The organism is Vibrio crassostreae, from assembly GCF_041439375.1.
GTDB lineage: Bacteria > Pseudomonadota > Gammaproteobacteria > Enterobacterales > Vibrionaceae > Vibrio > Vibrio crassostreae_D.
In genome coordinates this window covers 141,583-155,039 of record NZ_JBGONY010000004.1, presented here as the reverse complement: position 1 = coordinate 155,039, position 13,457 = coordinate 141,583, and the positions used below count along the sequence as shown (strand labels likewise).

The following is a 13,457-nucleotide window of genomic DNA, read 5'->3' as shown; positions in this document are numbered from 1 at the left end:
TTCTAAGGTTTAGCCACTGTAATCAGTGTGCTAGACTCTAGCCAGATTCGATTTTTGGAGCTCAACAATGAAACCAATTCTACCTGACTACAGCCAATCAGGTGTTCTTATTGTCGGTGACGTCATGCTTGATCGTTACTGGTATGGTCCAACTGGCCGTATTTCACCAGAAGCACCTGTACCCGTTGTAAAAGTAGAAAATAACGAAGAGCGTCCAGGTGGTGCTGCCAACGTTGCAATGAACATTGCCTCTCTTGGTGGTCATGCTCATGTTGTTGGTTTAACTGGTAAAGATGAACCCGCCGAGGTGTTAAAAAACACTTTGGGCGCACTAAAGGTTAAGTGTGATTTCGTTGAGTTAGAAGACTATCCAACCATCACAAAACTACGAGTGATGAGCCGTGGTCAGCAGTTGATTCGTCTTGATTTTGAAGACAAATTTGAAAACACTAATCCAGAGCTTATTCTGTCTCGCATGGAGCAAGCACTGCCAAATGTCCGTTCGGTTATCTTGTCAGATTATGCGAAGGGTGCATTAGAGCATGTACAGAGCTTCATTCAAAAAGCACGCGCAGCGAATGTTCCAGTATTCATCGATCCAAAAGGCGCGGATTTAGAGCGCTACCGTGGTGCGACTTTGCTTACGCCAAATATGGCGGAGTTCGAGCTAGTTGCAGGTAAAGTTAAATCAGAAGAAGACCTTATCGAGAAGGGCATTGCCTTGATCGAAAAATATGATTTTGAAGCTTTGTTGGTGACTCGCAGCGAGCATGGTATGACGCTACTTCGTAAAGATCAGGCACCATTCCACTTGCCGACTCAAGCGAAAGAAGTGTATGACGTGACAGGTGCGGGTGATACGGTTATCTCAGTACTCGCGGCTTCTGTTGCTGCTGGTAAGCCACTGGATGAAGCATGTGCATTAGCGAACGCCGCTGCAGGTGTGGTAGTTGGCAAACTTGGTACATCGACGTTGTCTACGATTGAGTTAGCGGAAGCGATTCATGGTAGCCAAGACACTGACTACGGCGTGATCTCTGAAGCCGCACTGGTTGAAGCGGTGAAACGTGCTCGTGCGAAAGGCGAGAAAGTAGTTATGACCAATGGTTGCTTTGATATTCTGCATGCCGGCCATGTTTCTTACATGAACCACGCGGCTGAGCTGGGTGATCGTTTGATCGTTGCAGTGAATACTGATGAATCAGTCAAACGTTTGAAAGGTCCTGGTCGCCCTGTGAACCCAACTGATCGTCGTATGGCGGTATTGGCTGGCTTAGGCGCGGTTGATTGGGTGGTTCCGTTTTCTGAAGATACACCTCAACGTTTGATCTCTGAGGTTCTACCAAGCATTCTAGTGAAAGGTGGTGATTACAAACCTGAAGAGATTGCTGGTGGTGAAGAAGTGATTGCGGCTGGTGGTGAAGTGAAAGTACTTAACTTTGAAGATGGTTGCTCTACGACTGAAATCATTAAAGCGATTAAAGGTGGTCGAGGCTAACTCTTAGCCTTCTCGTTTTCTAGTCTCAAGGCTTAACCTTTGAGTTAGGTTGAGAATTAGCTTTCAATAGATAATAAAAATGCCGCTCAATGAGCGGCATTTTTGTAACGGTAACTGAGTAATTAAGAATTACTTACTTGCTACTTTTAGACCAGCGTTTACATCAACAATGTCTTGTTCGCTTAGCGTACCGACGGCTTGACGAAGCTGAAGTACACTTAGGATGTAGTTGTAACGAGCATCTGAAAGGTTTTTGTTCGCATCGTATAGACGACGAGTCGAATCTAGTACGTCAACGATAGTACGAGTACCTACATCAAAACCTGCTTCTGTTGCTTCTAGAGCAGACTGAGCAGAAACAACAGACTGTTCGTAAGCGCGTAACGCACCGATCGAAGCTGTGATGTTGTTGTTGAATGCACGTACGTCTTTTACAACGCTACGGTAAGTTGCTTCTAGATCTTCACTTGCAGCAACGTAGTTGTATTCTGCCTGTTTAGTCAAAGAAGTCGTGTTACCACCTGTATATAGAGGCACAACTAAGTTCAAACCTAGGTTTAGGTTGTCTTGGTCATAATCTTGAGAGCTGTTTGATTGATCTGCAAGAGAGTAGCTACCATCTAATGTCAGGCTTGGTAAGTGACCAGAGCTTGCTAGCGAGATGTTATCTTTTGCTACGTCTTGAGAGATACGCGCTGCAAGTAGGCTAAGGTTCTTCTGCTCAGCCTGTTCAACAAGTGCAACAGCCGACTCGGAAGATTTGCTTGCAGAGAAACGGTCAGTATCTAGGATGCTTAGGTTAGAGTGTTCTTGACCTGTGATCTCACGTAGACCTTCATAGTTATTAATCAGGGTGTTTTCTGCTAAGACTTCGTCTGCCAAAACGCCATCGTACTGAGCTTGTGCATCATGTACATCGGTGATTGCTGAAAGACCTACTTCAAAACGTTGTTTTGTTTGTTCTAGTTGACGAGCAACTGCTGCTTTTTCAGCACGAACAAATTCTAGGTTATCCTGAGATCGAAGTACTTCGAAGTACGCTGTTGCTACACGCAGGATCAAAGCTTGTTGCTCTGCCGCGTATGCTGAATCAGCCTGACGAGCACTTTTTTCTGCTGTATCGAGCGTGATCCATGAAGAACGTTGATAAAGCTCTTGAGTGAAGCCGATAGCTGCTCCCCAAGTGTTGTTATCGATACTTGAGCTACCTTGACCTGAAGTATCTCTGTCACCACGGTTAATGTCGTAGTTCGCTGTTAGGTTAATTTGTGGTAGCAAATCACTACGGCTTGACGTTACTGCTTCAAAAGCGGCATCGCGCTGCGCTGCTGAACGAAGAAGCTGTGGATCGTTCTGTTTTGCTTGGTCATAAACTTCAGCTAGCGTATCAGCAAAAGCTGATGAACTCAGGCTGCCAATTGCTGCACTGATAAATAGTGGAAGCAGTTTTTTCATTTTCCTATTCCTGCCTTTAATAGAATTTTTCTTTAAAAGAGTTTAACCCAGTTTGGTGGTAATTTACTCGAAACTTTGCACTTTTTTACATTTAACTGTCCACTTGTGCAATATTTATTTTTTAAAACTTAACTTTAATTATAAGTTTTGTATAAAAAGTTGAACCTTATCCTTGGTAGTTAACTCGGACAATGAGTAAACTATAAAGATCACTTAGTGAGGTACCAAATGCAACAGTCTGACAATCAACGACATGAGTTTACTCCGCAAGATGTGGAAATAGTCTCAAAAGAGACGCTGTTTCGTGGTTTTTTTAAAATGGTTAAGTACACATTTAAACATAGATTGTTTGAGGGGGGCTGGAGCCAACCAATAGAACGCGAAATGTTTGAGCGTGGTCATGCAGCCGCTTTGCTACCTTATGATCCTGTTCGTGATGAAGTTGTGATCGTCGAACAGATCCGTGTCGGTGCTCTAGAGCATGAAAACCCATGGCAATATGAGATTGTTGCTGGGATCATTGATACTGACGAGTCACCACAGGATGTTGCTCGTCGTGAAGCGATGGAAGAAGCTGGAGTCGAAGTCGGATCTGTATTACCTATTACTTCGTATTACCCTTCATCTGGCGGTTGCTCGGAAAAGCTCTACGTCTTTGTTGGCTGTGTTGATGCAACGACAGCCAAAGGGGTGCATGGATTGGATTACGAAGGTGAAGACATTAGGGTACAAGTGATGACTCGTGAGGCCGCTTATCAGTTGGTAACAGATGGTGTGTTTGAAAATAGCGCCACAATCATTGCGCTACAGTGGCTACAATTGAACTACCAAGAATTACAGTCAGAGTGGATAGATTAACGTCATGCCAAATATAGCGGTCAAAAAACCGTATCATGTTGATCTTGCTGAGTTGATGCGAGTTTACGAGACTAACTATGCCAAGCTTAACGCTTTGTTACCGGTTGGGCATGAGGTTGGTGACGTTCGCTGTTACCAAGCCGTTAATATGGTGTATCAATTGACAGTGAATGAGGTCACAAAATACACCACTTTAATAGATATATGTCAGAGTGACGCGATGCCAGTGTTTCCTTTGCCAAAAATGTCTGTCAGGCTATATCACGACGCTCGAGTTGCAGAAGTGTGCGCTAGCGGGGATTTTTCGCGAGTTAAAGCGAAATATGACTACCCCAACACTAAGCTTTTGCAAAAGGACGAGAAATTTCAATTGAATAAATTTCTTGGGGAATGGTTAACGTTTTGTTTAAAAACGGGTATCAGCCGAACCCCAATTACCTTTTAATTGAACCTATTTAACAACACTTTTAAAGTCTAAACAGTAACGTATCTGGATTTGTTATTTTGGAATTATCACACACTTCAAAATTTGATGAGAGCACTATTAAGCTTGTGCAGCTAACGGACACGCATTTATTTGCGCCGAGCAATGGCAGCTTATTAAGCATCAACACTCAAGATAGCTTTCGTGCTGTAGTCGATGGCATTGTTAGTCAGGGCTTTGACTATCAAGCGATTCTAGCTACCGGTGATATATCTCAAGATCACAGTGCTGAGTCGTACCAAAAATTTGAGTCAGGGATAGAGCCTTTGGAAAAGCCATGTTACTGGCTACCCGGGAACCATGACTTCAAGCCTAATATGGGCAGTGTTTTACCATCACCACAAATACAGTGTGTTGAGCATGTCTTGCTAGGCGATAACTGGCAGATGGTTATGCTGGACTCTCAAGTGGTGGGTGTACCTCACGGGCGCCTTAGTGATCAACAGCTTGATCTACTAGAACAAAAGCTGATTGAATTCCCTAAGCGTAACACCTTGGTTTTGCTGCACCACCACCCTTTACTGGTCGGTAGTGCGTGGCTTGATCAACATAATCTGAAAGATGCTGAGCAGTTTTGGGATGTGGTTCAACAGCACACCAATGTGAAAGCGGTACTTTGTGGTCATGTTCATCAAGACATGAATCGCAATCATCATGGTGTACAAGTCATGGCAACCCCATCGACTTGTGTTCAATTCAAACCAAACTCGAACGACTTTGCGGTTGATACTTTATCTCCAGGCTGGCGAGAGATTGAATTGCACCAAGATGGAACGGTAACTACGCAGGTTCGCCGCTTGCCTAATGGGCAGTTCTCGCCAGACTTTGATGCAGGTGGTTACTAATATGCCGGACTTTAATCAGCAAGCCGTTAAACCATCACTGCTTCTCTATATTCACGGTTTTAACAGTTCGTCACGTTCTCACAAAGCGAACGTAATGGCTGATTACTGTGCGAAGCATCGCGCTGATATTAAAGTTGTGACGCCTCAACTACCGAGCTTCCCTCAGCAAGCAGCTCTGCATTTACAGCAGCTGGTGGAGCAATACAAAGAGCAATATCAGATAGCGTTGGTCGGTAGCTCACTAGGTGGCTATCTTTCAACATGGCTGAATAGCCACTATGGTTTTAAAGCGGTGGTTGTAAACCCTGCAGTGAAGCCGTATGAGCTTCTTGCTGACTATTTAGGTGAACAAGTAAACCCATACACAGATGAACGATATGTACTGGAAACAAAACATATTGATGAACTGAAGGCGTTAGAGGTTTCGGCTATCGCTAAGCCGAGCGACTTCTGGTTACTTCAGCAAACGGAAGACGAAGTTCTGGATTACCGACAAGCGGTAGAGAAGTACCAAGGTGCAACACAGACAGTAGAAGAGGGCGGGGATCATAGCTTTGTTGATTTTGAACGCTACCCACAACAAATCATCACCTTTCTAAATCTTTAATCTGTTCCACCAACCAAGTGATTCTCTCTTGTTTGCCTGTTATTTCATCTATCAATGGTGAAATATCATAGTTTGATGTCTTAGTTTTTGAACTAGCTTGACATCATTACTCAGCTTCCAGACTATATTCCCCAATACTTCGCTCGTTCGCTCTACTATGACGGTTCATAGTAATGATTCTGCTTTAGTGAAACTGGAGCCAGCGAACTGACGCAAACTTTTTGAGTAAACTCCGTATTATGACTGAACAATATAATGCAAAAGACCTCGAGGTACTTGAAGGTCTCGATCCTGTGCGACACCGCCCAGGAATGTATACCGAGACAGAAAGACCTAACCACCTTGCCCAAGAAGTCATTGATAACTCGGTCGATGAAGCACTAGCGGGACACGCTAAGAAAATCAAAGTTGTGCTTCATGCAGACCAATCGTTAGAAGTTACCGATGACGGCCGTGGTATGCCTGTCGATATTCACCCAGAAAAAGGGATCTCAGGTGTTGAGCTGATTTTAACAAAGCTCCACTCTGGTGGTAAATTCTCGAACAACAACTACAAGTTCTCTGGTGGTCTGCACGGTGTAGGTATCTCGGTAGTAAACGCGCTGTCAAAACGTGTTGAAGTGACCGTACGCCGAGAAGGTCAGGTTCACGAGATCGCACTTGAAGGCGGTCATGCAGTAACAGAGCTTACTGTAACGGGCACTTGTGGTCATCGTAACAGTGGTACATCAGTACATTTCTGGCCTGATCCTAAGTACTTTGATAGCCCTAAATTCTCGACACTTCGTCTGATTAACAATCTACGTGCAAAAGCAGTGCTTTGCCCAGGTTTAGAAATTACCTTTATCGACAAAGTCGGTGGCGAAGAGCATAAATGGTTCTATGAAGATGGCCTAAAAGATTACCTTGCCGAAGGCGTGAAAGGTTATACCTTACTGCCTGAAGAACCTTATGTTGGCGAATTCGTTGCTGAAACCGAAATGGCAAACTGGGCGATCATCTGGCAGCCAGAAGGCGGTGATATGATCACCGAGAGTTATGTGAACTTAGTACCGACTAAACAAGGTGGTACACACGTAAACGGTCTTCGCCAAGGTTTGCTTGATGCAATGCGTGAGTTCTGTGAATTCCGGAACTTGTTACCACGCGGCGTTAAGCTAACGGGCGACGATATTTTCGATCGCTGTTCGTACGTACTATCGGTGAAGATGCAAGATCCGCAGTTTGCAGGTCAAACAAAAGAACGCTTGTCTTCGCGTCAAACCGCTGCGTTTGTTTCTGGTGTGGTAAAAGATGCCTTTAGCCTGTGGCTGAACGAAAAGCCACAACTGGCAGAACAGTTGGCAGAAGCTTGTATTGCGAATGCCCACCGCCGTATGCGCGCAAGCAAAAAGGTTGTGCGTAAGAAAATCGCCTCAGGCCCAGCACTGCCGGGTAAGCTAACGGATTGTTCGGTTCAAGATTTAAGCCGCACTGAAATCTTCTTCGTGGAAGGGGACTCGGCGGGTGGTTCTGCTAAACAAGCGCGTGACCGTGAGTTCCAAGCGGTGATGCCACTTCGCGGTAAGATCCTAAATACGTGGGAAGTGTCGGCAGACCAAGTATTGGCTTCGCAAGAAGTGCACGATATCTCGGTAGCTCTGGGTATCGACCCGGACAACGATGACTTATCAGGCCTGCGTTACGGTAAGATCTGTATTCTTGCCGATGCGGACTCGGATGGTCTTCATATCGCGACACTGTTATGTGCATTGTTTACTCGCCATTTCCATGCTTTGGTTGAAGCGGGCCATATCTATGTGGCAATGCCTCCTCTGTATCGTATCGATTGCGGTAAAGAAGTGTTCTACGCACTCGATGACGCAGAGAAAGACGGTGTGCTTGAGCGACTATCGCAGAAGAAAGCTAAGATCAACGTGCAACGATTCAAAGGTCTGGGTGAAATGAACCCACTTCAGTTGCGTGAAACCACCATGGATCCAAACACTCGTCGCCTTGTTCAGTTAACGATTGATGACAGCGAAGCGACTAACGAGATGATGGACATGCTGCTTGGTAAGAAACGTGCAGATGATCGCCGTACATGGCTACAGACTAACGGTGATATGGCCGAGGTATAATGGATGTCTAACGAAATTACATATGATGGCGTTGAACAGCTGCCAATGCGCAAGTTCACCGAAGATGCCTACTTAAATTACTCAATGTACGTGATCATGGATCGTGCATTGCCGTATATCGGTGATGGCTTGAAGCCAGTACAGCGTCGTATTATCTACGCGATGTCTGAGCTGGGCTTATCGGCTGCATCGAAATACAAAAAATCAGCACGTACCGTTGGTGACGTATTAGGTAAGTATCACCCACACGGTGACTCTGCTTGTTACGAAGCGATGGTATTGATGGCGCAGCCGTTCTCTTACCGCTACCCATTGGTAGATGGTCAAGGTAACTGGGGGGCTCCTGATGATCCGAAATCGTTCGCTGCAATGCGTTATACCGAAGCAAAACTGTCTAAGTTTGCTGAAGTTCTGCTGGGCGAGTTAGGTCAAGGCACTGTTGACTGGCAACCAAACTTTGATGGCACGATGAAAGAGCCTCAAATGTTGCCTGCTCGTCTTCCACATATCCTGCTTAACGGTATCACGGGTATCGCGGTAGGTATGGCGACCGATATTCCACCACACAACGTGCGTGAAGTCGCTAATGCAGCCATTCACCTAATTGATACGCCTAAGTCTGAGCTTTCAGATGTGATGGGTTTCATTCAAGGTCCAGATTACCCGACAGAAGCTGAGATTATCTCTCCGAAATCGGATATCGAAAAGATCTACCGTACTGGACGTGGCAGCATCAAGATGCGCGCGGTTTGGCACAAGGAAGGCTCTGATATTGTTATCACGGCTCTGCCTCATCAAGTGTCAGGTGCAAAGTTACTTGAGCAAATTGCTAACCAGATGCGCGCTAAGAAGCTGCCAATGGTTGACGACTTGCGCGATGAATCTGATCACGAGAACCCAACGCGTATCGTTGTCGTTCCTCGTTCGAATCGTATCGATTGTGATCAATTGATGAGTCACCTGTTCGCGTCGACGGATCTAGAGAAAAACTTCCGCGTTAACTTGAACATGATTGGTTTGGATAACCGTCCTCAGGTTAAAGGCTTAGTTCAAATCCTGAAAGAGTGGATCGAGTTCCGCCGCACAACCGTTCGTCGTCGTTTGCAGTACCGTTTAGATAAAGTACTGGCTCGTTTGCACATCTTAGAAGGCTTACTTGCTGCTTATCTTAATATCGATGAAGTGATTGAGATCATTCGTACAGAAGACGAACCATGTCCTGTTCTAATGAGCCGTTTCAACATTTCTGAAGTTCAAGCTAATGCGATTCTTGATATTAAACTTCGTAACTTAGCTAAGTTAGAAGAGTTTAAAATCCGAGCTGAGCAAGAAGAGCTTGAAGCTGAACGTGAAAAGCTTGAAAAGCTACTCGGTTCAGAGCGTCGCTTGAATACGCTGATCAAGAAAGAAATCCAAGCAGATGCGGATAAATACGGCGATGATCGTCGTTCACCTCTGATTGAGCGTGCTGAAGCGAAAGCGCTAACAGAGCGTGACTTAGTACCAAGCGAACCAATCACAGTTGTGTTGTCTGAAAAAGGTTGGATTCGTCATGCCAAAGGGCATGAGGTTGATGCTGAAGGCTTGAACTATAAATCAGGTGATAAATTCCTAGCGAGCGCTAAGGGTAAGAGTAATCAACAAGCGGTGTTCCTTGGCAGTGATGGCCGAAGCTACTCCCTTGAATCACACTCATTACCGTCGGCACGTAGCCAAGGTGAGCCAATTACAGGCCGCTTGAACGTCAGCCCTGGTACTTCTATTCGCCAAGTGGTGATGGGAGAGAATGAGCAATTATGGTTAGTCGGTTCTGATGCTGGTTATGGCTTTGTTTGTAAGGGTAGCGATCTGCTGTCTAAGAACAAGAGCGGTAAAGCGTTGGTTAACTTGCCACAAGCTTCTGAAGTGATGATGCCAAGCCCTATTGCTGACTTGGACAGTAACCAGATTCTGGCGATTACTAACCAAGGCCGTATGTTGTTGTTCCCTATTAAAGACCTACCTCAGTTGAGCAAGGGTAAAGGCAACAAGATCATCAACATCCCTTCGGCGAAAGCAAAAGAGCGTGAAGAGTTTGTCTCGCACTTGATGGCTATCCCAGAGAATGCGACGCTGACTATCTACGCCGGTAAACGCAAGCTTGGCTTGAAACCAGCAGATCTTGAAAACTTCCGTGGTGAACGTGGTCGCCGTGGTGGCCTACTACCAAGAGGTTTACAGCGAGTGACTCGCATCGATATCGAAGAGCCAAGTGAATCGTAGAGATACCTGATACTATCTTTAGATAAAAGAAAACCCAGCCTGTGAGCTGGGTTTTTTGTATTTGTTTATTAGCAGCTTAAATCTAGCAGCTTGAACCACTGCTAACAGCGTTTGTTCTACAGGCGAGTATCTTCAGCAATTGTCACTTTGAGGGTTTTGTTTTCACCTTGGCGTAAGATTCCCACATCAATCTCGGTACCTGGACGCAAATCAGTAACAGTATCCATCACACTCTGACGACCATTTACCTGGTTATTATTGATACTGACAATAATGTCTTGAGCTTCAAAACCGGCATCCGCAGCGGGGCCATTTGGATCGATACCTAACACAACAATACCGCCGATATTCTTAGTACCCAACATGCGTGAGGTGACAGAGTTGATGTCTTGTCCATCGATACCGATATAACCACGAATTACACGGCCATCGGCGATGATCTTCTCCATGATTTTATTAGCAAGCGGATAGGGGATAGCGAATGAGATCCCATAGGTTTCCATGTCGGTAGCTTGTTGGAAAGAGGCGGTATTGATACCGACTAGCTCACCTTGTGAATTCACCAGTGCACCACCTGAGTTACCTTCATTGATTGCTGCATCGGTCTGGATAAAGGCTTGATGACCATCAGCACTGATCGAAGAGCGGCCAGTTGCAGAGATGATACCAAAGGTTGTTGTTTGACCTAGGTTATATGGATTACCTATCGCCAGTACCACATCACCAACATTGGCTTTGTAGCTTGGGTTTAATGGGATTACTGGTAGGTTGTCACCGCTGACTCTCAGTATCGCGATATCGGTGCGTTTGTCTGAGCCGACAAGTTGCGCTGCTGCTACTCGGCCATCTTGAAGGGCCACAACTATTTGGTCTGCTTGAGCCACAACATGGAAGTTGGTAATGATGTAGCCTTTCTCGCTAACAATCACCCCAGACCCCAAACCTTGAGTCAGTAGCTTGTTACGATCATCTTCGGCGTATTTACGGCTATAAATATTAACCACAGCAGGTGCCGCGCGGCGTACTGCTTGATTGAATGAAATCTGAAGAGAGCCAATATTGTCGACTTTAGGGTTAGTGACATCTGCAACAATAGCTGGTCTTAAGCTTGGAAAAGCGAGAAGAATCAGAGCCGCTGAAACGAGTCCAAGGGAAATAGAACGAAATAGAAAGGACAGCATGTTTCCCTCTTCAACAAGTAAGGTGTGAAGCCTCCGTAGATGGATGACTGACTTGATTACTAGTGAAGCATAGCATTTTGATTCATCTAAAGAAAAGGGAGACTGAGTAAGTTTAAAGCAAACTTACCGAGCCTCCCTGTTATTACGTTGACGTATGACTATCTAATAACGAGGTAGATAGTTCTGTCGCCACGTTGGATATTTAGCGCTAGTACGCCCGGCTGTTTCTCAAGAATATCTCTAAATTCAGCAAGGTTCTTAACGGTTTGGCGATTGACGCCAATAATGATGTCGTCTTTGAGAAGTTGATAAGCTTCTGCTGGTGAGCCTTGAGCCACACTTGACACTTTCACGCCCGTTGCTGAGTCGCTGTCTGTTGTGTTGGTGAGCTCTGCACCAGCTAAGCCTTCATGCAGTTTTTCAGCTTGTGTCTTGCTGTTGGTTGATTCACCCAGAGTCACATCAAAGGTTTTGTTCTTGCCGTCGCGAACCACGCCCAGTTCGATTTCTTTACCTGCACCGAGTGTAGCGACTTTAGCTCTTAATTCACTGAAAGTATCAATACGTTTACCATTAATAGAGACAATAATGTCACCCGCTTTCAGGCCTGCATCATCGGCTGCACTGTCCGGCACGACTTGGCTAACGAAGGCGCCTTTACTTGATTCATAACCGAGTGCTTCTGCTAGTTCTGAGGTGATCTCTCCACCTTGAACGCCCAGCATGCCGCGTTTTACTTCACCGAAATCGAGAATTTGTTCTGTCAGGTTTTTCATCATATTGGATGGGATTGCAAAGCCGATACCGACATTACCTCCGTTAGGGCCAAGAATGGCAGTATTGATACCAATCAGTTCACCGTTGAGGTTAACTAGCGCACCACCAGAGTTACCGCTGTTGATTGCCGCATCGGTCTGAATGAAGTTCTCAAAGTTCTCTAGATTCAGGCCGCTACGACCAAGCGCAGAAACAATACCTGATGTCACGGTTTGACCAAGTCCAAATGGGTTACCAATTGCGACACTAAAATCACCAACTCTTAACTTGTCTGAGTCTGCCACTTTTATCTGAGTAAGGTTCTTGGCTTCTTCTAGTTTAAGCAGCGCGATATCCGACATCTGGTCGCCACCGATAAGTTCGGCATCGTATTCTCGACCATCATGAAGTTTTACTTTGATATCGTCAGCACCATTAATCACATGGTAGTTAGTCACGATATGGCCTTTCTTGGCATCAATGATCACACCAGAGCCTAATCCGCGGAATGGGCGCTCTCGTGTTTGTTCTGGACCAAAAAAGAATTGGAATTGTTCAGGGATTTGCTGGCGTTGTACCTGTTTGCCTTCTACGGCAATACTAACCACAGCGGGGGTCACTTGTTCAAGCATAGGCGCGAGGCTTGGTAATTGTTCATTACCCACACTTAATGGTAGTGCGGCCGTTGCTTGAATGGGGGTGATGATTGAACTTAAGCTTAAAGTCAGTACTGATAAAGCAAGCAAAGGTTTTTTCATCATAAACTCCTCTCTAGTTAAGGTCTTACCCCTCTCACTACGTGTAATAAGTATGAGAAGTTTCAAATGACCTGAGTGAAAGTTATGACTCAAAAACCTTTGTAAAGTTCACAGAAGTGTTAAATGTTTATGATGCTTTTGCTGTCACTACATCAGGAGCATCAATGATCTCTTTCTTCTGTTCTGTAAATAAACCGGTTGCGCCATTCGCGTAATCTTTCGGTTGTTCCTCAAGTGTCGCTTCTTTAATTGAAGGCTTATCTTGTGATTTGTCCGAATGAGCGGCGGCTGTTTTTACAAACGGGTTGTCTTGCTCTGGCAGGTTAGGAATCAGCTCTGAGCTTGTTTTTTCCATGTGTTGGTACAGTTTCGTGTAGTCCTTACCTAAGGTGTCCAACATTTCTGCTGATTTCGCAAAGTGGTCAGCCAGCTCTTGTCGCTGCTGTTCTAGGGCAAACTTTGCGCTATCTAATTCTTTCTGTACGTTCTTTTGTTTTTTGTATTCAGGTGTCATAAGACGAGAAATGGCGACCCCTAAAATAACTCCGACTAGTAAACCGGCAACGGCATACATCCAAGGCATAACAGCTCCTTATTATTGTTTTTTAACATGTTTGTTACTGCTTAGTTACA

11 protein-coding genes are annotated in these 13,457 nt (G+C 45.2%); 7 read left to right on the top strand and 4 right to left on the bottom strand.

From position 1 onward, the window contains the following. The first annotated feature begins 67 nt into the window (after positions 1-67). A complete protein-coding gene (gene hldE / locus ACED45_RS03605) occupies positions 68-1,498 on the top strand; it encodes a bifunctional D-glycero-beta-D-manno-heptose-7-phosphate kinase/D-glycero-beta-D-manno-heptose 1-phosphate adenylyltransferase HldE (RefSeq protein WP_371713328.1) in 1,431 nt (476 codons plus the stop codon). A gap of 129 nt (positions 1,499-1,627) precedes the next feature. On the opposite strand, the gene tolC is transcribed toward hldE, so the two are convergent. Continuing rightward, on the bottom strand, positions 1,628-2,953 hold the full coding sequence (gene tolC / locus ACED45_RS03600; protein WP_371713327.1) for an outer membrane channel protein TolC: 1,326 nt from the start codon (positions 2,951-2,953) through the stop codon (positions 1,628-1,630). A 228-nt stretch (positions 2,954-3,181) separates the two neighbouring features. Here tolC and nudF point away from each other — a divergent pair, with 228 nt between their 5' ends. The 6 genes from nudF to parC all read left to right on the top strand — a co-directional run bounded on the left by nudF (position 3,182) and on the right by parC (position 10,129). After that, positions 3,182-3,811 (top strand): ADP-ribose diphosphatase, encoded by a 630-nt coding sequence (gene nudF, locus ACED45_RS03595; RefSeq protein ID WP_371713326.1) that lies wholly within the window; start codon positions 3,182-3,184, stop codon positions 3,809-3,811. A 4-nt stretch (positions 3,812-3,815) separates the two neighbouring features. Next, a complete protein-coding gene (locus ACED45_RS03590; RefSeq protein ID WP_004736016.1) occupies positions 3,816-4,256 on the top strand; it encodes a DUF1249 family protein in 441 nt (146 codons plus the stop codon). Between the two features lie 59 nt (positions 4,257-4,315). Next, positions 4,316-5,140, top strand: a complete 825-nt coding sequence (gene cpdA, locus ACED45_RS03585) for a 3',5'-cyclic-AMP phosphodiesterase (protein ID WP_371713325.1) — start codon at positions 4,316-4,318, stop codon at positions 5,138-5,140. 1 nt (position 5,141) lies between these two features. Then, the gene (yqiA, locus tag ACED45_RS03580) at positions 5,142-5,747 is read left to right on the top strand and encodes an esterase YqiA (RefSeq protein WP_371713324.1); all 606 of its coding nucleotides are present in this window, start codon (positions 5,142-5,144) and stop codon (positions 5,745-5,747) included. A 239-nt stretch (positions 5,748-5,986) separates the two neighbouring features. Then, positions 5,987-7,867 (top strand): DNA topoisomerase IV subunit B, encoded by a 1,881-nt coding sequence (gene parE, locus ACED45_RS03575; protein WP_017061428.1) that lies wholly within the window; start codon positions 5,987-5,989, stop codon positions 7,865-7,867. A 3-nt stretch (positions 7,868-7,870) separates the two neighbouring features. After that, positions 7,871-10,129 carry a DNA topoisomerase IV subunit A gene (gene parC / locus ACED45_RS03570; RefSeq protein ID WP_048658018.1) on the top strand — a complete coding sequence of 753 codons (2,259 nt, stop codon included), beginning with the start codon at positions 7,871-7,873 and terminating at the stop codon, positions 10,127-10,129. A gap of 116 nt (positions 10,130-10,245) precedes the next feature. On the opposite strand, the gene degS is transcribed toward parC, so the two are convergent. The 3 genes from degS to zapG form a co-directional block, all read right to left on the bottom strand. Further along, positions 10,246-11,310 carry an outer membrane-stress sensor serine endopeptidase DegS gene (degS, locus tag ACED45_RS03565; RefSeq protein ID WP_102480615.1) on the bottom strand — a complete coding sequence of 355 codons (1,065 nt, stop codon included), beginning with the start codon at positions 11,308-11,310 and terminating at the stop codon, positions 10,246-10,248. A 158-nt stretch (positions 11,311-11,468) separates the two neighbouring features. Continuing rightward, positions 11,469-12,824, bottom strand: a complete 1,356-nt coding sequence (locus tag ACED45_RS03560) for a Do family serine endopeptidase (protein ID WP_102480616.1) — start codon at positions 12,822-12,824, stop codon at positions 11,469-11,471. A gap of 127 nt (positions 12,825-12,951) precedes the next feature. Beyond that, entirely contained in the window at positions 12,952-13,407 is a 456-nt protein-coding gene (gene zapG / locus ACED45_RS03555; RefSeq protein ID WP_017629363.1) for a Z-ring associated protein ZapG, read from the bottom strand. Positions 13,408-13,457: the final 50 nt, after the last annotated feature.